This is a genomic window from Flavobacterium oreochromis (assembly GCF_019565455.1).
Lineage (GTDB): Bacteria > Bacteroidota > Bacteroidia > Flavobacteriales > Flavobacteriaceae > Flavobacterium > Flavobacterium oreochromis.
In genome coordinates this window covers 2977536-2996126 of sequence record NZ_CP067377.1, presented here as the reverse complement: position 1 = coordinate 2996126, position 18591 = coordinate 2977536, and the positions used below count along the sequence as shown (strand labels likewise).

The 18591-nt window shown below is 27.6% G+C and carries 13 protein-coding genes and 5 pseudogenes; 13 read left to right on the top strand and 5 right to left on the bottom strand.

Going from position 1 to position 18591, the window contains the following annotated elements; genetic code table 11:
- Nucleotides 1-98 precede the first annotated feature (98 nt).
- A complete protein-coding gene (locus JJC03_RS14265; RefSeq protein ID WP_088400815.1) occupies nt 99-1358 on the bottom strand; it encodes a mechanosensitive ion channel family protein in 1260 nt (419 codons plus the stop codon).
- Nucleotide 1359: 1 nt separating this feature from the next.
- A complete protein-coding gene (locus tag JJC03_RS14260) occupies nt 1360-1638 on the bottom strand; it encodes a DUF3817 domain-containing protein (protein ID WP_088400813.1) in 279 nt (92 codons plus the stop codon).
- A gap of 195 nt (nt 1639-1833) precedes the next feature.
- Here JJC03_RS14260 and JJC03_RS14255 point away from each other — a divergent pair.
- The 6 genes and pseudogenes from JJC03_RS14255 (at nt 1834) to JJC03_RS14230 (ending at nt 9061) form a co-directional block, all read left to right on the top strand.
- A pseudogene (locus JJC03_RS14255) lies at nt 1834-3373 on the top strand (DEAD/DEAH box helicase).
- A gap of 731 nt (nt 3374-4104) precedes the next feature.
- Nucleotides 4105-4557 (top strand): nuclear transport factor 2 family protein, encoded by a 453-nt coding sequence (locus JJC03_RS14250; RefSeq protein ID WP_088445010.1) that lies wholly within the window; start codon nt 4105-4107, stop codon nt 4555-4557.
- Between the two features lie 224 nt (nt 4558-4781).
- Nucleotides 4782-6077 carry a TIGR00341 family protein gene (locus tag JJC03_RS14245; RefSeq protein ID WP_088400807.1) on the top strand — a complete coding sequence of 432 codons (1296 nt, stop codon included), beginning with the start codon at nt 4782-4784 and terminating at the stop codon, nt 6075-6077.
- A 166-nt stretch (nt 6078-6243) separates the two neighbouring features.
- The gene (locus tag JJC03_RS14240) at nt 6244-7638 is read left to right on the top strand and encodes a tetratricopeptide repeat protein (protein WP_235873529.1); all 1395 of its coding nucleotides are present in this window, start codon (nt 6244-6246) and stop codon (nt 7636-7638) included.
- 15 nt (nt 7639-7653) lie between these two features.
- Entirely contained in the window at nt 7654-8391 is a 738-nt protein-coding gene (locus JJC03_RS14235) for a shikimate dehydrogenase family protein (RefSeq protein ID WP_235873528.1), read from the top strand.
- A gap of 112 nt (nt 8392-8503) precedes the next feature.
- The gene (locus JJC03_RS14230; RefSeq protein ID WP_088397824.1) at nt 8504-9061 is read left to right on the top strand and encodes a DUF4494 domain-containing protein; all 558 of its coding nucleotides are present in this window, start codon (nt 8504-8506) and stop codon (nt 9059-9061) included.
- 259 nt (nt 9062-9320) lie between these two features.
- Here JJC03_RS14230 and capA read toward each other — a convergent pair whose 3' ends face one another.
- Both capA and JJC03_RS14220 read right to left on the bottom strand, forming a co-directional pair.
- On the bottom strand, nt 9321-10358 hold the full coding sequence (capA, locus tag JJC03_RS14225) for a cysteate synthase (RefSeq protein WP_088397825.1): 1038 nt from the start codon (nt 10356-10358) through the stop codon (nt 9321-9323).
- Between the two features lie 49 nt (nt 10359-10407).
- Nucleotides 10408-12465, bottom strand: a pseudogene (locus JJC03_RS14220) (S9 family peptidase).
- Nucleotides 12466-12546: 81 nt separating this feature from the next.
- On the opposite strand from JJC03_RS14220, the pseudogene JJC03_RS14215 reads away from it, so the two are divergent.
- The 7 genes and pseudogenes from JJC03_RS14215 (at nt 12547) to JJC03_RS18940 (ending at nt 17049) form a co-directional block, all read left to right on the top strand.
- Nucleotides 12547-12872 (top strand): annotated as a pseudogene (locus JJC03_RS14215) (YbaB/EbfC family nucleoid-associated protein).
- 386 nt (nt 12873-13258) lie between these two features.
- A complete protein-coding gene (locus tag JJC03_RS14210; RefSeq protein ID WP_235873527.1) occupies nt 13259-13681 on the top strand; it encodes a DUF4377 domain-containing protein in 423 nt (140 codons plus the stop codon).
- Nucleotides 13682-14217: 536 nt separating this feature from the next.
- Nucleotides 14218-15002: pseudogene (locus JJC03_RS14205) on the top strand (DUF4184 family protein).
- 127 nt (nt 15003-15129) lie between these two features.
- Complete coding sequence (locus JJC03_RS14200) at nt 15130-15522, top strand: hypothetical protein (protein ID WP_235873526.1); 393 nt, start codon at nt 15130-15132, stop codon at nt 15520-15522.
- Nucleotides 15523-15599: 77 nt separating this feature from the next.
- On the top strand, nt 15600-15770 hold the full coding sequence (locus JJC03_RS14195; protein WP_235873525.1) for a hypothetical protein: 171 nt from the start codon (nt 15600-15602) through the stop codon (nt 15768-15770).
- Between the two features lie 243 nt (nt 15771-16013).
- Entirely contained in the window at nt 16014-16493 is a 480-nt protein-coding gene (locus JJC03_RS18945; RefSeq protein WP_309597673.1) for an LD-carboxypeptidase, read from the top strand.
- Nucleotides 16450-17049, top strand: a complete 600-nt coding sequence (locus JJC03_RS18940; protein ID WP_309597672.1) for a S66 peptidase family protein — start codon at nt 16450-16452, stop codon at nt 17047-17049. Before JJC03_RS18945 ends, JJC03_RS18940 begins: the two co-directional genes overlap by 44 nt.
- A gap of 237 nt (nt 17050-17286) precedes the next feature.
- On the opposite strand, the pseudogene JJC03_RS14185 reads toward JJC03_RS18940, so the two are convergent.
- A pseudogene (locus JJC03_RS14185) lies at nt 17287-18455 on the bottom strand (MFS transporter).
- Nucleotides 18456-18591: the final 136 nt, after the last annotated feature.

The following is an 18591-nucleotide window of genomic DNA, read 5'->3' as shown; positions in this document are numbered from 1 at the left end:
CTGTAATATAACCTCTATCTTTTAGATAGCCTCTTCTATAAAGCAATTAGATTAAAGAAGGCTATCTAAAAAATATAAATTTAAATTAGATTTCAATTTTATGATTCTAAATTATTTTTTCCAGCTGGTAATTCAAAAATTTGTAGATCAAAATAAATTACGGAAGCTAAAATATGATCAAATATATCACTCATAATATATTCATAATTTTCAAAACGCTTGTCATTTGAAAATGCGTAAATTTCTAAAGGGATACCTTGATGGGTTGGTTGTAATTGTCTACAAAGCAAAATCATATCTTTATTTAAACCAGGATAATTTTCCAAATACTTTGTCAAATACTTCCTAAACAAACCAAAGTTTGTCAGATTTCTTCCGTTAATAGACAAACTTTTATCGATTTCGTGTAATGAATTATGTCTTTTAATATCAACTTGTTTTTTTTCAATATAGCTTGTAAGCAATTGTATTCTCTTAAATTCTTCTAACTCTTCTTCTCTAATAAAACGAATAGAATTAGCCTTAATTAAAATATGTCGTTTAATCCTTCTTCCATCTGAATTAATCATACCGCGCCAATTTCTAAAACTATCTGAAGTAAGGCTGTAAGTAGGAATAGTTGTAATAGTATGATCAAAATTTCTAACTTTTAAAGTAGTTAAATTTATTTCTACAACATCTCCATCTGCACCAAATTTATCCATTGTAATCCAATCTCCTATCCTAATTAAATCATTTGCTGATACCTGAACAGATGCCACAAAACCTAAAATAGTATCCCTAAATATTAATATGATTAACGCAGATACCGCTCCTAATGTTTTAACTAATGTATCAGTACTAACATTAAAAATTTTAGCAACTATTATGATAATACCTAATACCCAAAGCATAATCATAATAACCTGAACATAACTATCTATTGGTTTATCTACATATTCTGCTTTTGTTTTTAAATGGTCTCTTATAGCTTTTAACGTAGAATTCGTAATCCATAAGGTTAACAATACAATATAAACCCCTACCAATCGCCCAAAAATAGTTTCCCACGAAGTAAAATCATTTAATATAATAGGAACCGTTTTGTAAATATAAATTAACGGAATTAAATGTGACATATATTTTGCTGTTTCATTAGAAATCAGCAAATCATCAAATTTAGTTTTAGTTCGTTTAGCCACTACTGCCATTCCTGTAACTAAAACAAAACGACAAAATAAGTATATTGTATAAACTATAAAACTAAGAATTACAATATTTATGGCTAAACCAAGATAGGAAGCCAATGTATCATTAAAATCTAATTTTTTAAAAAATTTATAACACCAACCGAATATTTTTTCAGTTTTTTCAAGCATATTACTTTAAATATTTTTTTTCTACATAAAATGTCCCAAAAGGAATTAAAGAACCTAACAAAACAACCCCTGTCGTTTTTAAACCCCATTTCATCTGTCTTTTTAAAAGAAATGTTAAGAGTACATAAAGAATAAAAAGAACTCCATGACTCATCCCTATAGGAAATAAGAGGAGCTTATACAATTTTAAATCCAAAGGCTTTATCATCAACATATTCAACATAATAACTATGTATGAAACACCTTCTAGTAACGCAATATTTCGAAAGAATTTAAGCATTTAAAAATCTATTTTAAATTAAAAAAATTATACTTGGTTTACCCTCTATTTTTTTGCAAAGTAAAGCAAAGTTTAGCAGGTAAACTATAATCAATATCGTTTTTAGAAAGTTAAAATTTATATAAAATTAATTTCTAAAAAAAAATATCTATAAACAGTTTTTTAAATGTAATTTTGCAAAAATTTCAAAAAGGTATGATGCAAAGCGATATAGAAACGGTCTTGGAAGACAAAAAAACACTCTACGATTATCAATCACGCGATATCAATACCATTTTTGACAGAATGGATAATACGTCACCTAATTATCGTCTTTTATACCAATTACCTACAGGTGGAGGAAAAACTGTTATATTTTCAGAAATAGTACGTCGCTATATAGAAATACATCAAAAAAAGGTAGTAGTACTTACACACCGCATTGAATTATGCAAACAAACCTCTAAAATGTTAAGTAATTTTGGTGTACAAAATAAAATCATTAATTCAAAAGTAAAAGACCTCCCTGATCAAGATGATTTTTCTTGTTTTGTTGCTATGGTAGAAACTTTAAAAAATCGTTTGAATGATGATTTATTAGAAATTGACAATGTTGGATTAGTTATTATAGACGAAGCACATTATAATTCATTCCGAAAATTATTGAATCGTTTCAAAAATTCTTTTATTCTAGGTGTTACAGCTACTCCATTAAGCTCTAATATTGAACTCCCTATGTATGAAAACTATAAAGAACTCATTGTGGGAGATCCTATTAGAAAATTAATCGAAAATGGATTTTTAGCAAAAGCTACGACCTATAGTTACGATGTAACACTATCTAGCTTAAAAGTAGGTATCAATGGTGATTATACTGTCAAATCATCTGATGAACTCTACTCACAACTAGATATGCAATCTAAACTATTGAGTGCTTATGAAGAAAAATCAAAAGGTAAAAAAACCTTAATTTTTAACAATGGTATCAATACTTCTTTATATGTATATGAAACATTTAAAAAAGCAGGTTATGATATTCGTCACTTAGATAACACAACCAGTAATGAAGAACGAAAAGACATACTAAAATGGTTTAAACATACCCCTAATGCGGTACTTACTTCTGTAGGTATTTTGACTACAGGTTTTGATGAACCAACTGTGGAATCTATCATCATTAATCGCGCTACTAAGTCTTTGACTCTTTATTTTCAAATGATTGGTCGTGGTTCTAGACGTTTGCCTAATAAACATGAATTTAGCATAATAGATTTAGGGAAATAATGCTGCGCGATTTGGTCTATGGGATGATCCTATAGATTGGCAACATATTTTTAAAACACCTGAATACTACATAGAAAATTTACGTAGTGATGCTGAAATTGAGCGTTATTTCAAATATGAAATGCCAGCAGACGTACGCGAACGATTCAAAAACACTTTGGATGTAGAATTTGATATAGAAGAAGAATTTAACAAAGCCATCGCTAAAAACTTACGTCCAAAAGTAGTCATTGAAGATTCTATCTTAAATCATGCCAGTATGTGTGTAGATAATGCTGAAGAATTAAACGAAGCAAAACAATTAGCAAAATATCTCATAGAGGATATTGAATATAGAGTAAAAATATTTTGTCGATGTCTGGCGAATTCTACAAAAAATTATAGAGAATGGCTTGTAGATGATTATAAAACTCGCTTACAGGTAGCCATTGGCAAATTATATCGTGAACGCCTTTTTGCTATGGAAGATTAGTTAATTTTTTACGTTCAATTTAAAACAAGAGCTTCTTTGAATATTCTAAAGAAGCTCTTGCTTATTTACTCAATTATAATTTTATAACCTATACCTCAAGTAAAGTTTCTTGTTAATAACTTGTTTAAAAATTATACTATCTACAAATTGTGTCTATTCATAATCAAACAAAAAATAGACAAAAAATCGCTATTCACACTTTACAAATAGCCTTAAACGTATTCTTTATAACTTAAGATCTAACAAGACCTTAGATTCATTATTCTGTTAGAAAAATAGATAATAGAGCTATGATCAATAAATAGTACAAAAATTCTTTTTCATTATACAAAATTCACTTTACTCCTTTGACAGAAATTTTAGTTCATTTTTATCTAATCAAAGTATCTATCTTACTTAGATTTGGTAAAGCCTAATTGAAATAATCATTATACTACAAAGTTATACTATACTAATAATGAATAAACCGCTAAAATATTATGTAAAAAAATTACATAAAAAATCTCAAACATTCATTTGTCCCTAGTATATTCCTACAGATTATAAAATACAGGAATCTTTTTTACTATTAATACCTAGTCTTTGACTATCAAGTTTAGTTTGTTCTTTATCTTTTTCTATTTCCTTAATTTTTGGGCATTTAATAGAAAACTCTTATTTTGCAAAAATATATTTCACAGTCGCATGACTATATTTTCATCTAACTATAATAAAATTCAATTAAAACAATAATGAAATTACAGAATCTACTTTTTATTTTTTCTATTTTTTCCATTTCTTCACTATCCTACGGACAAACCAAACAAGACAGTTTAGAAATAAAAAAAGTAGCTTTAGATTATATTGAATCACAACATAATCCTAATCCTTCACAAATGGAACAAGCTTTACATCCTAGAATGGTAAAAAGAACCTTTTGGAAAGACAAATCTACAGAAAAAGATTTTCTAAGAGAAACTACTACTGAATCTATGGTTTTATTAGCTGAATCATATAATAAAAAAGGAAATAAATTCCCTAAAAATCCTAAAAAAGATATTATTTTTTTAGACGTTTCAAATCGCATTGCTTCTTTAAAATTAATAGCAGATGAATGGATAGATTATATGCACATAATAAAACTAAATGGAAAGTGGAAATTAGTAAATGTTCTATGGCAATATCATGATATAAATCAACATTAAATATCTTTTAAAAATAGAATTATAAAACTCAATAAATAATTAAAATAAAAAAGTATAATATATTTATAATCAAATTATAAAATAACTTTACTTAAAGCTTAATTTTATTTATTTTTTTAAAAAAATTACACCTATTTTGTACCCATTAGTTTTTGCTTTATATTTACATAAAGCTATCTTTATTAGTAAACAAGCAGCTAGAATTTATAAAATAAAACAAGCAAATGATTGAGAAAAAAATTTATGACTTTATCAACTTAAATAAAGGCGAAGAAAAACAAGAAAAAGTTTTAGAAACTGTAAAATCTAATATTTCATTCAGAGGATCTAACTTATGGACATTAGCTTGTGCAATAGTAATAGCCTGCGTGGGTCTAAATGTAAATTCTACAGCGGTAATTATAGGAGCAATGCTCATTTCTCCTCTTATGGGACCTATAGTTGGAGCTGGTTTTTCTTTAGCTATTTATGATTTTGAGTTATTAAAAAAATCTGCTAAAAATTTATTAATAGCTACAATACTAAGCCTAACTGTAGCTACAATTTATTTTTATTTTAGTCCCTTTAAAGATACAAATTCTGAATTATTAGCCAGAACATCTCCAAATATTTATGATGTAATAATTGCTTTTTTTGGAGGTTTAGTTGGAGTAATTGCTATTACAAGAGTAGAAAAAGGTAATCCAATACCAGGGGTAGCTATTGCCACTGCATTAATGCCTCCTCTTTGCACAGCTGGGCATGGACTGGCTATTAGTAATTTTTCATATTTTCTAGGAGCTATTTATTTATACTCAATCAACTGTTTCTTTATTTGTATTTCAACCTTTTTAGTTCTTAAATACCTCAATTATAACCCCATAAAAACACTCAATCAAAAATTTGAAAAACAAATTCGTTATGGAATTTCAATTTTAATTTTAATCATGATAATTCCAAGTTGCTATATGGCATATAGCTTACTTCAAGAAAATAAATACAACCAAAAAATAGAAGATTTCTTAACACATGAATTAACAAATAAAGGATATACTATTATTTATAAAAAAACTATATATAATACCAATCCAAAAACAATAGAACTTGCTTTTTTGAGTAAAAAATTCAGTAAAAACGAAACTAAATTATTAAATGAAAAACTTTCTAAATACGAAATAACAAATACCGTAATAGAAATTAAACAAGATCCTAAAGATTTAAAAGATGAAATTTTAAATGAAATCGGGATTCGAAACAAAACATCCGATCAAAAAGATCTTTTAATAACTAAATTACAAAAAGAATTAAACGAATATAAAATTTCTAATAATGAAACTCTAGAAGAAATTGCTATCTTATTTCCTGAACTAAAAAATGTATCATTAGGAAAACATCTCATTAATACCAACACAGATAGCACCAAAACATTTATTGTATTGTTATACGAATGTGATGATAATACGATAGATACAAAAAAAATAAAAAAATGGCTGAATCAAAAACTACAAACACAAGACATTGAATTAGTTAAAAAACAATAGAAAGCTGTGGCATTATTATTGATGCTATGAATGAGATAGATTGTACAAAAAAAGAACATTAAAGAAGTCTAAATTTTATTAATTAAATTGTTTAAAACAAAAGATTTTCCAACTAATTATAAACGTAACTTTACTACTTTTAGTAAGGATAATAAAACTTAGCAGTATGCATTTGAGTCACGATGAAGAAGATTATAGTTTATCCTTATCAAAATTTGAATCAATGTTAAAAACCAATAAAGTTTTGTTTTTTGATTCAGAAGAGTTTGAGGACATTATCCTCCATTATATGGATATTGGTAAACCTAGTTTAGCTAAAAAAGCATTAAAATTAGGACTAGAACAACACCCTAAATCATTTGGGTTAAAGTTAGTTCAAGTTGAAATGTTAATATTTGAAGACAAACTTGAACAGGCTGAAAAGCTACTCAATGATCTATATGCTATTGAACCCACAAATGAAGAAGTCTTCATACAAAAAGCAAATATTTGCTCTAAAAGAGATGATCATAAACAAGCCGTTGAATTTCTAAAAACAGCCCTACAATATACAGATGACTATGCTGATGTTCATAACCTCTTAGGGATGGAGTATTTATTTATGGATGAACTAGAATTAGCAAAAAAACATTTTATTGCTTGTCTAGAAGAAGAACCCCAAGAACAATCAGGACTGTATAATGTTATTTACTGCTTTGAATTTTTAGAACAATACCAAGAAGCCATTTCATTCCTAAAAAACTATATAGAAGTAAATCCTTATAGCGAAATAGCTTGGCATCAATTAGGTAGATTAAACTTTACCATACAACAATATCAAGATGCCTACATAGCCTTTGACTATGCAACAGTTATTGACGATCAATTCATGGGAGCCTTCATGGAAAAAGCCAAAGCATTAGAGCGTTTAGCACGCTATGAAGAAGCTATTTGGAATTATCAAGAAACCATTCGATTAGAAGATCCTACCTCTTATGCTTTATTACGAATAGGTAAATGTTTTGAAAAATTAGGAAATAATACAGAAGCATTAAATTATTATAATCAAACTGTTCATGAAGACCCCCTTCTAGATAAAGGATGGATTGCTATAACAGATTTTTATATCCGACAAGAAAACTACCAAAAAGCACTTTATTATGCTAATAAAGCCCTTAGTATAGATGCAGAAAACCCTTTCTATTGGAAACGTTATGCAGCCATAAATAAAGAACTATCATTATTTGAAGAAGCACAAGAAGGATACAAAAAAGCAGTAGAATTAGGTGATACAGAATTAGATACCATTTTATTTTGGGCCGACACTCAATTATTTATTGGTGAGTACCAAGCCGCTATCGAAACCCTAGTAAAAGCTAATACCCTATTTTCTGATCATTATGAAATAGAATATCGATTAGCAGGCTTATACTATACAACTAATAACCTAACCAAAGGTCTTTATCATTTAACAAATGCTTTACATCACAATCTCAAAATGATAAGTATATTAGAAGAACTATTTCCTACTGTATTTGAATTACAAATAGTACAAGAAACAATAATTAAATTTAACAAATAATAAATAACATAACTAATGAAAAAATTAGGTCTATTAGGTAGAAATATTTCATATTCTTTTTCTAAAAATTATTTTAAAGATAAATTTCAGAATGAATCCCTAACATCCTTTTTTTCATATGATAATTATGATATTCAAAAAATTGATGAATTCAAAAACATAATTATCAACGAACCAAATCTTATTGGTCTAAATGTAACAATTCCTTATAAAGAAGAGATAATTCCTTTATTAGATCGACTCTCAGAAACAGCAAAGTATATAGGAGCTGTTAATACTATTAAAATCAATTCTAAGAAAGAACTTATTGGTGATAACACTGATTTTTACGGCTTTCAAGAATCACTTATTCCTTTACTTTGTGACCATCATAAAAAAGCATTAATACTAGGCACAGGGGGAGCTTCAAAATCTATTGCTTATGCTTTAAAAAATTTAGGAATTGAATATCTATTTGTTTCCAGAAAACAATCACTTAATACAATTAGCTATAATGAATTAAACGCTTCTATTATAACGGAATACAACATTATTATTAATTGTACTCCACTAGGAACCTATCCTAACATTAAAGACTGCCCTTCAATTCCATATGAATTTATAACATCAAATCATTTAGTGTACGACTTAATTTATAATCCAGAAAAAACTACTTTTCTAATAAAAGCGAAAGAAAAAGGAGCTATTATCAAAAATGGATATGAAATGCTTGTACTACAAGCGGAAAAAGCTTGGGAAATTTGGAACCAATAAAGCATATTAAAAATATCCTAAAAATTGTTTATAAACTAAGATACATATCTACTTAAACTTCTTATTATTTAGAATTAAAAAAGTACATTTGCCCTCCTTAAAATATATAATTATGAGCGCAACTTGGTACGAATGCAAAGTAAAGTTTAGAAAAATAGATGAAAATGGTGTTCAAAAAGTTACAACAGAGCCATATTTAGTAGATGCTTTATCTTATACTGAAGCTGAATCTAGAATTACACAAGAAATGATGTCTTATCTGAGTGAAGAATTTAAGATTACAAACATTAAAGTAGCAAACTATGCTGAAATTCATCCTTTTGAAAATACAGACCGATGGTTTCGCTCAAAAGTTTCCTTAATAGCTTATGATGAAGAAAGTGGTAAGGAAAGAAAAACTAACTTATACTTATTAATACAAGCAAACGATGTACGTGAAGCTTACGATAATACACAACTTGCGATGAGAAATACAATGGGAGATTACACTATTCCTGCCATTTCAGAATCCCCTATTGTAGATGTATTTCCTTATTTTAGCGGTGATGAAAATGATTTAGAAGCAGTAGAAAGATTTAATAAACTAAAAGCATCAAAACCAGAAGTTAACACTGAAATCATAGACCATATGGAGTTTGAAAATGAAATTATATCAGAGTATCAAGAATAATTATATAATAGCCTAGGAGCTTTTATATCCTTTTAAAGTCAAAAAGAAGAAAAGCTCTAAAGCACCAAAAAAGACCTTCATTTTAGTTTGCCCAAAATTCGCTCTAATTGATTAAAGTCGGATACAATTTTAACTTTATTCTATTAGAGCGAATCAGATTATATAATGCCACTAAGCAAATGAGAAGTTAACATAAAATCCTTATATTTTGGCATTATCACTTAAAATAGGTCAAGGCAATAAAAATTAAGTCTATTTCTTATTTAATAAATTCTACTTTTTGATCCTCTGCATTCACACTATCAAAAAAACCTTGAGATCGCATCCATTCATCATTATAAACTTTACTCATATAACGTGATCCATGATCTGGTAATATGGCTACTACTACGCTATTTTTATCAAATTCCCCTTCTTCATTGTATAGTCTAATAGCTTCTAAAACAGCTCCTGATGTATAACCTGCAAAAATTCCTTCTGTTTTTGCTAGATTTCGAGACATATGCGCACTCTCCTCGTCTGTAACTTTTATAAAACAATCTATAATATCAAAATCAGTAGCTGTAGGAATTAAATTTTTACCTAATCCTTCTATTTGATAAGGGTAAATTTCTTCTGAATCAAATTCTTTAGTCTCATGATATTTTTTTAATACAGAGCCATAAGCATCTACTCCTAAAATTCTGATATCAGGGTTTTGTTCTTTTAAAAATTTTGCAGTACCAGACAATGTACCTCCTGTCCCTGAACACGCAATAATATGAGTAACTTTACCATTTGTTTGTTCCCAAATTTCTGGACCTGTTGTTTTATAATGTGCTTCAATATTTAATTCATTAAAATATTGATTAATATAAATAGATCCTTTGGTTTCTTCATGTAAGCGCTTTGCAACATTATAATAAGAACGTTCATCATCTGCTGAAACATGAGCAGGACACACATATACTTTTGCTCCCATACTCTTTAGCATATCTATCTTATCAGGTGATGATTTTGAACTTACGGCTAAAACACAATTATACCCTTTTATAATACTAACCATAGCAAGACTAAATCCTGTATTACCAGAAGTAGTTTCTACTATCGTATCACCGGGCTTTAAAATTCCTCTTCGCTCTGCTTCTTCAATAATGTATAAAGCAATCCTATCCTTTGTAGAATGTCCTGGATTAAAAGCTTCTACTTTAGCATAAAAATTTCCTTTAAAGGAATTCGTTATCTTATTTAATTTAATTAAAGGCGTGTTTCCTATTAATTCTAGAATAGAGTTATAAGCCTTAATTTCTGTCTCCATACAGTTTATTAATTTTTTCTGGATAATGAACTACAAAGCTATTAATTTTTTATCGTTTGATTCCCTCTAGTTGAAACAAAAACGAAAATTCTTTTGCTATTTCTTTTAAAGCTTCAAATCTACCCGAAGCTCCACCATGTCCTGTATCCATATTTGTGTCTAAAAATAATAAATTTTTATCTATTTTAGTTGCTCGTAACTTAGCAACCCATTTAGCTGGCTCCCAATATTGCACTTGAGAATCATGCAAACCTGTTGTTACTAACATATTAGGATATTCTTTTGCTTCTACATTATCATAAGGTGAATAGGATTTCATATAATCATAATATTCTTTATCATTTGGATTTCCCCATTCATCGTATTCTCCCGTTGTTAAAGGAATAGAATCATCTAACATAGTAGTCACTACATCTACAAATGGAACAGCGGAAATAATTCCATTATATAATTCTGGATTCATATTAATAACGGCTCCCATTAATAAACCTCCAGCAGATCCTCCTTCTGCGTACAAATGTTGAGCTGAAGTATAATTATTTTCAATTAAAAATTTGGAACAATCTATAAAATCAGTAAAAGTATTTTTCTTTTTAATAATTTTCCTTCTTCATACCAAGGGCGACCTAAATCCTCTCCTCCTCTTATATGAGCAATAGCATAAATAAATCCACGATCTAATAAACTCAAACGAGTTGTTGAAAAAGTACAATCCATTGAATAACCATATGAACCATAAGCATATTGTAATAAAGGACTTTCTCCATTAAACTCAGCTTCTTTTCTGTAAACTAATGAAATAGGAACTTTTACCCCATCACGAGCTGTTGCCCATACTCGTTTTTCTTCATAATTATCCTTATCAAATTTACCCCCTAAAACTTTTTGTTCTTTTTTAATTTCTTTTGCTTGTGTACGCATATTAAAATCAATAATAGAAGAAGGTGTTTTTAAGGATTGGTATCCATAACGTAGAATTTCTGTATCAAAATCAACATTAGTTGTAGTATAAGCTGTATAAGTTTCACTATCAAAAGGAAGATAATACTCTTCTTCTCCACTCCATGGTATTATACGTAATTGTGTTAATCCATTTGAACGTTCTTCAACTACTAAATAATCTTTAAAAATTTCAATATCTTCCAATAAAACGTCCTCTCGGTGCGCTAAAACATCTACCCAATTATCTTTTGAAGTAGCTATCTCAGCTGTCTTCATAAGTTTAAAATTAGTTGCTTTATCCTTATTCGTTAATATATAAAAATACTCTCCAAAATGCGAAATTGTATATTCTAAACCACGAGTACGTTTTTGAAACATTAAAAAGGTTCATCTGGTGTATTAGCATTTAAATATTGATATTCAGTCGTCATAGTACTTTGAGAACCTATTACTAAATATTTTTTTGATTTTTCTTTGTAAATATATACACTAAAAGTTTCATCTTTTTCTTCAAAAACTAATACATCTTCAGAAACATCAGTTCCTAATTTATGCTTATAAATCTTATTAGAACGAAGTGTTACAGGGTCTTTAGTTGTATAAAAAATTGTTTCATTATCATTAGCCCAAACAGCCCCTCCTGTGCAATTCTCTATTTTATCTGCTAAAATTTCACCCGTTTCTAAATTTTTTATTTGAACTGTATAAATACGACGGCTTATTGTATCTACTCCAAAAGTAGCAAACTTGTTATTAGGACTTACACTTACACCTCCTAATTGAAAATAGGCAAATTTTTTTGCCATTTCATTACAATTAAATAAAATTTCTTCAGGAGCCTCTAAATCACCTTTTTACGTGAATAAATAGGATAATCTCCTCCTTTCTCAAAACGTGTAATATACCAATAACCATTATACAAATACGGCACTGAGGATTCGTCTTCTTTTATACGTGACTTCATTTCTTCAAACAATTCCTTTTGAAAATCTTTTGTCTCAGCAGTCATTTGTTCATAATACGTATTCTCAGCATTTAAGTAATCTATTACCTCTTTATTTTCTCTATCATTTAACCAATAATAATTGTCGATACGTATATCATTATGAATTTCTAATTTATGTGGTACAATTTTAGCCACAGGAGGTATAATGGTATTTGACATTTTTATATTTTTTGAATTGCAAATTTACACTTTCATAAATGAAATTAGTAAGTTTGTACCTAAATTAAAACTAAAAAAATTATGTTTGGAGATATTATGGGCATGATGGGTAAATTAAAAGAAACCCAACAAAAATTGAAGATACTAAAAAACGTTTAGATACTGTTTTAGTAGATGAAAAAAGTAGTGATGGATTATTACAAGTAACCCTAACTGCTAACCGCCAAATAAAAACCATCGCAATAGATGATAGTCTATTAGAAGACAAAGAACAATTAGAAGACTATTTAGTAATGGTTTTAAACAAAGCTATTGAAAAAGCAACTGCGGTAAATGAAGCGGAATTAGGTGCCGTTGCTAAAGATGGAATGCCTAATATTCCTGGAATGGATGGATTATTTAAATAAACTTAAAATAACCGACACTATCCAATAAAGGTCTCATAACTTTTAAGTTTATAAGAGACCTTTATTTAGATACACAAAAAATACAATTAACTTAAATACTTTTTTCTTATTCTGAACTAAAAACCTCACTTACTTTTTTTTTATCTTGACAATAAACAAATCAAGTAACCTTTCAAAATGTTTTAGGATCATTTTTATCTTATTTTAAATATACTGCTCTTATCTAATAATTTTCCTAAAATATACTAATTTTTATTCTTACTAATATCTTTGGCATCCTTTTGGATAGCATTTCATTAGAACTATACAACGAAAAACTTATGCAATAAAGTTTTCAACAAGTATTATAGATTATAAAGATAATTAAACCTTTAAAACAATTACTAATGAAACAAATCATCTTAACTACAATTACAATACTTGCATTTACATTAATGTCTTGCAAAACAATAAATAATACGAATAAAAAAACCATTTACATCTCAGCAGAAACTAAACCTTGCTCTACAGGGTTAATGGAAACTCAATGTATGTTAGTAAAATGGACTAAAGATCAAAAAGAATGGGAATATTTTTATAGTAGTATACAAGGTTTTAAATACGAAATAGGGAATGAATATGAATTAATCATCAAAGAGGAAAAAATTAAAAATCCTCCTGCGGATGGATCTAGTATAAAATATACATTAATAAAAGAAATTAGTAAAAGAAAAATGGTTACAACGAGTTCACAAAAATTGAAAAAACCTTTTACATCTACCCATATTTTTACAGCTTTTTTGACGAAATTAATTTTCACCAATGTCTAGGAAGAACAGCTCTATGCCCTGATAAATGCGGACAATCTGGAAATATTGCTAATTTTAGAGTAAAGGAATACAAAAATTTGATAGTTAATGGTCAAGCAGGCACTGAAAAACTAAAAACATATCAAATTTTAATTAGTGATTTCAATAAAAAGATATAAATGAACCATTTACAAAAGACATTAAAACTTTAAAAAAGGAGATCTAGTAACCATTCATGTAGAATATGTATATAATACCACACTTTCTAGTGTTAAAACTGTAGAAAACATTATTAGTATAAGTAAAAATTAAGAAAACAGATTAAAACTCTATTTTTCAAAATGATAAAAAGATATCCGAAAATATAAAACAGTAAGCTACTTTACTATTTACCATTCCTCCTATTTTTAAATAAGAAAGAATTATTTTTTTATCATTTAAATAGGTTTTAAAAATTTACAATTACATTACTTTTTATATTGTTAAATCTGATCAAAATAAAAATACGTTAATTAATACAACTGATCATATAGTATTACTATACGAAATATACAAAAATGCCATTTACATTTTCGCATCCAGCAATTGTTTTACCTCTGCCTTTTTTTCAAAAAAACAATTTTCAACAACAGGTCTTATAATAGGAAGCATGCTTCCTGATTTTGAATATTTTTTACGTATGAAAATTAAAAGTACTTATAGTCATACATTAGAAGGTATCTTCCTTTTTGATTTACCATTAGGAATCCTACTGACTTTTATTTTTCATAATATCGTTCGTAATAGTCTATTAGATAACTTACCAGCAATATTAAAATCAAGGCTTTCAATTTTTATTTTTTTTAACTGGAACAAATATTTTAAGACAAATATAATTATAGTTTTATCATCAATTCTCATTGGTATAACGTCTCATATATTTTGGGATAGTTTTACACATCAACAAGGATACTTTGTAAAAATAATTCCCTTTTTGACAAGCACAATAAAATTATTAGGGGAAAAAATTTATATTTTTAAAATATTACAACATTTAAGCAGTATAACTGGAACCCTTTTTATCTTCTTTACTCTTTATAAACTTCCTAAAAATAAAATAAAAACGAAAAATATAAGTTTAAAATATTGGGCAATTTTTATAACTATTATATTAGTAATCACATTAACAAGGATTGTATATGGAATGAATATCAAAGAATATGGGAATTTAATTGTAACAAACATAGCTGCTCTGTTAATTTCCCTTATCATAACTCCTTTGATTATTAACAAGAATAATTATTTTTTTAAAAAACTTTTTATACTCTTTATTCAACCTATTTTAATTTTTTATACAATCTAATGTATAAAATTTTACACTAAACTTTAACTATTAAAAATGCAATTTTTAGGGTTAAATGACCTTTATACCATTATTAATTGTATAAAAATCATATATTTGATATAATAACAAACTTTATTTAGATTGTATGCAAATAGATTTTAGTGAATACATACAACAAAGAATTGAATTCTACGAAAGTTTTAAAAAAATACAGATTAACGATCTCCAATTCAGTTCAAAAATTCATATCAGTAATAATGTTTTTAAGAATATCAATTTAGACTTTGAAGACTTTATTTTAAGAAGAAAACAAAAAGAGAGAGTATCATCTGAGGAAAATAAAATTTTTAAAGAAAAACTTATTTCTTTATATCCTAACTTTAAGGAAATTTCTAACTGTGATAATCCTGCTATTTATTGGTTTAAAATCAAACATATAAGCTATTCAAATAATAAAAAACTACTTGAAAAATTCATAAAAAAAGAAAAACGAAAAATGGTTGGTGGTCAAAACCTACAAAAGACCTTGAAAATCTAACAGAATATTTATATTTAGGAAAAGTAGAAAAAAACTTATTTAATAGATTTATACAACATCTAGGATTAGGTCATAAAATGACTTCTTCACTAAAACTTAATCAATGGTTCAATAATATCGACTCTGTTGATTTAGAATTTCAATTTTTAGAATTAAATAAGGAAGAAATAAGATATTTAGAAGATATTGAAAATTTTCTTTGGAGAACATTTAATCCATTAATTGGAGCTGAACCTAGGATTAAATAAGTATATTACTGTTAATTTTTATTTTAAAATACTTAGTAAGCTTCAAAAAATTTGATACTAAATCAAATTATAGTTTAAACTTGTAAGATTGTATATTATCTATTTTTTACAGTATAAATAAAAAATATAGTAAATATCTTTAAATAATTCTAAATAAAATTTTTGAGGTAAAATTTATAGATTTGTTTTAATCTATAAAACTCAATAAATGATGAAACTATATTTTATCTAAAAAAGTTACAAATGAATTTAATTAAACCTAAACAGCTAAAAAAAGGAGATAAAGTAGCTACTATTTCACTTTCTTGGGGCGGAGCTGGAGAAATCCCGTATAGATACGAACAAGGTAAAAAACAAATTGAAGAAATATTTGGTCTAAAAGTTATTGAAACAAAAAATGCTTTAAAATCAGCAAAGTGGATTTATGAAAATCCAGAAGAAAGAGCAAATGATTTAATGGATGCTTTTAAAGATCATTCAATCAAAGCAATTATTTCAAATATAGGGGGTGAAGACAGTATTCGTATTTTACGATATATAGACATTGAAGTAATTAAAAAAATCCAAAAATTTTTATTGGATTTTCTGATTCTACAATTATTCATTTTTATGCCTAAAGGCAGGATTATCTACATTTTATGGTACTTCTACTCTAGTTGGTTTTGCAGAAAATGGCGGTATGCATCCATACCAAATAGAAGATTTAAAAAGAACTTTATTTAATGAAAATTCTATTGGTCAAATTTTACCAAATAATGAAGGTTGGACTTCTGAACGACTTGAATGGTTTGATCAATCATTACTTCATACAAAACGTAAATTAGAGATCAATTCTGGATGGAATTTTTTACAAGGAAATAACATTACAAGAGGAAAACTTATCGGTGGATGTGTAGAATCCCTTGAAATGCTAAAAGGAACGGCTTACTGGCCCAAACTAAAGATGTTTGAAAATGCTATTTTATTTTTAGAAACGTCTGAAGTTACATCAAGACCTGAATATATAAGATGCTGGTTAAGAAACTATGCTGAACAAGGTATTCTTAAAATTTTAAAAGGTATTATAGTAGGCAGACCTTATGATAATAAATTTGCAGACGAATATGATAATGAAATAAAAAAGGTATTACTTGAAGAAAAATTAACAGATTTAGCGGTAATAACACAGATGGACTTTGGACACACTTGCCCTACTTTTACACTTCCTTTTGGTGCAGAAGCCGAAATAGATTGTATTAATAAAAAATTTACAATATTAGAAAGCGGGGTAATAAAATGAGTTCATAAAGATTTTTAAATTTTTGAAGAAAACAAACTCTTTATTGATTATTAAACTAAATTCCCTAATGTTTACTGGTATGATATAGGGTTGTCGAAAAAGTAAAAAATGAATGTACTATTTCTAACTCCTATGGAGGAAGAAATTAGATAATACTATTTCTTCCTCCGATCAAGATTACAAACTTTTTGGTTAATTTGTTTCAATTATAAAATAATTGAAACAAATACGCTGTACTTATTTATCTATATCTAAATTTCTGAATTTAGAAGAACTTAGTGCCATACTCCCTACCACTATTAATGTCATGATTCCACCAAAGACAACAGCATTTACCGTTCCCATTAACTTAGAGGTAAATCCACTTTCAAATGCTCCTAACTCATTAGAAGAACCAACAAATATTGAGTTAACAGAAGAAACTCTACCACGCATTGTATCTGGAGTATACAATTGAAGTATAGTCGATCGAATAACTACTGAAATGCCATCTGTAACACCACTTAAGAATAATGCAATAACAGACAACCAAAAATGAGTAGATAAACCAAAAACTATGATACAAATTCCAAAACCAAAAATAGCCCATAATAATTTTTTCCCTGCTCGATGATTTAAATCAAAATGAGTTGCTAATAACATCGTAATAAGTCCTCCTATAGCAGGAGCAGCTCTTAATATTCCAAATCCCTCGGATCCTACTTTTAATATATCTGTTGCAAAAATGGGTAACAATGCTACTGCACCACCAAAAAGAACAGCAAACATATCTAAGGATATAGCATTTAAAATTGTCTTATTACTAAAAACAAAAACTAATCCTTCCTTTAAACTTTCATAGACTGTTTCTTTTTTTGCGCATTTAAAATTGGTTTAGGGGCTATTTGAAAAAGTGCTAGTAAGCCTATTAGTATACATAGTAATACAATCCACATAGCTCCATAAACCCCTATCCATCCTATTAAAAAACCAGCTAATGCAGGTCCAATCGTAGCTGAAATTTGCCAAGTAGAACTACTCCAAGCTGCCGCATTAGATTTTTCAGAATTAGGTACTATTAATCCTAATAAACTAAATATGGAAGGAAAAATAAAAGCTCTGGCTACTCCTCCTAAAAAGACCAAAACATAAATGCCATAAAGAATTTTTGTACTAGTAAAAAAAGGGCTTATTAAATTCGTTAATAAAAATGAAAGGACAAATAGTCCTGTATAACAACCTAATAGCATTTTCCTTTTTTCATTTTTATCCACTATATGTCCTGCAAATAAAGCTAATGTAATAGCAGGAATTACTTCCATTAAACCTATAAGTCCTAATGACCAAGGATCCTTTGTTATCTTATATACTTCCCATTCTACAATAATAAACTGCATAGACCATGCTAGTACAATTGCTAATCGCATAGCTAAAAACCATCTAAACTCTTTAATTTTTAAGGACGAATAAGGATCCTTTTTCTGTACTTTTGACACTGTATATTAATTTATTAATTATGTTTCCTTGATATAAAAAATTAAAAACTATTTTTTATTTACCTTA

Excerpts from the sequence above, each read along its gene's own strand:
- JJC03_RS14265 (WP_088400815.1), bottom strand. The coding sequence starts at position 1,358 with ATGCTTGAAAAAACTGAAAAAATATTCGGTTGGTGTTATAAATTTTTT.
- JJC03_RS14260 (WP_088400813.1), bottom strand. The coding sequence starts at position 1,638 with ATGCTTAAATTCTTTCGAAATATTGCGTTACTAGAAGGTGTTTCATAC.
- JJC03_RS14250 (WP_088445010.1), top strand. The coding sequence starts at position 4,105 with ATGAAATTACAGAATCTACTTTTTATTTTTTCTATTTTTTCCATTTCT.
- JJC03_RS14245 (WP_088400807.1), top strand. The coding sequence starts at position 4,782 with ATGATTGAGAAAAAAATTTATGACTTTATCAACTTAAATAAAGGCGAA.
- JJC03_RS14240 (WP_235873529.1), top strand. The coding sequence starts at position 6,244 with ATGCATTTGAGTCACGATGAAGAAGATTATAGTTTATCCTTATCAAAA.
- JJC03_RS14235 (WP_235873528.1), top strand. The coding sequence starts at position 7,654 with ATGAAAAAATTAGGTCTATTAGGTAGAAATATTTCATATTCTTTTTCT.
- JJC03_RS14230 (WP_088397824.1), top strand. The coding sequence starts at position 8,504 with ATGAGCGCAACTTGGTACGAATGCAAAGTAAAGTTTAGAAAAATAGAT.
- capA (WP_088397825.1), bottom strand. The coding sequence starts at position 10,358 with ATGGAGACAGAAATTAAGGCTTATAACTCTATTCTAGAATTAATAGGA.
- JJC03_RS14210 (WP_235873527.1), top strand. The coding sequence starts at position 13,259 with ATGAAACAAATCATCTTAACTACAATTACAATACTTGCATTTACATTA.
- JJC03_RS14200 (WP_235873526.1), top strand. The coding sequence starts at position 15,130 with ATGCAAATAGATTTTAGTGAATACATACAACAAAGAATTGAATTCTAC.
- JJC03_RS14195 (WP_235873525.1), top strand. The coding sequence starts at position 15,600 with ATGACTTCTTCACTAAAACTTAATCAATGGTTCAATAATATCGACTCT.
- JJC03_RS18945 (WP_309597673.1), top strand. The coding sequence starts at position 16,014 with ATGAATTTAATTAAACCTAAACAGCTAAAAAAAGGAGATAAAGTAGCT.
- JJC03_RS18940 (WP_309597672.1), top strand. The coding sequence starts at position 16,450 with ATGCATCCATACCAAATAGAAGATTTAAAAAGAACTTTATTTAATGAA.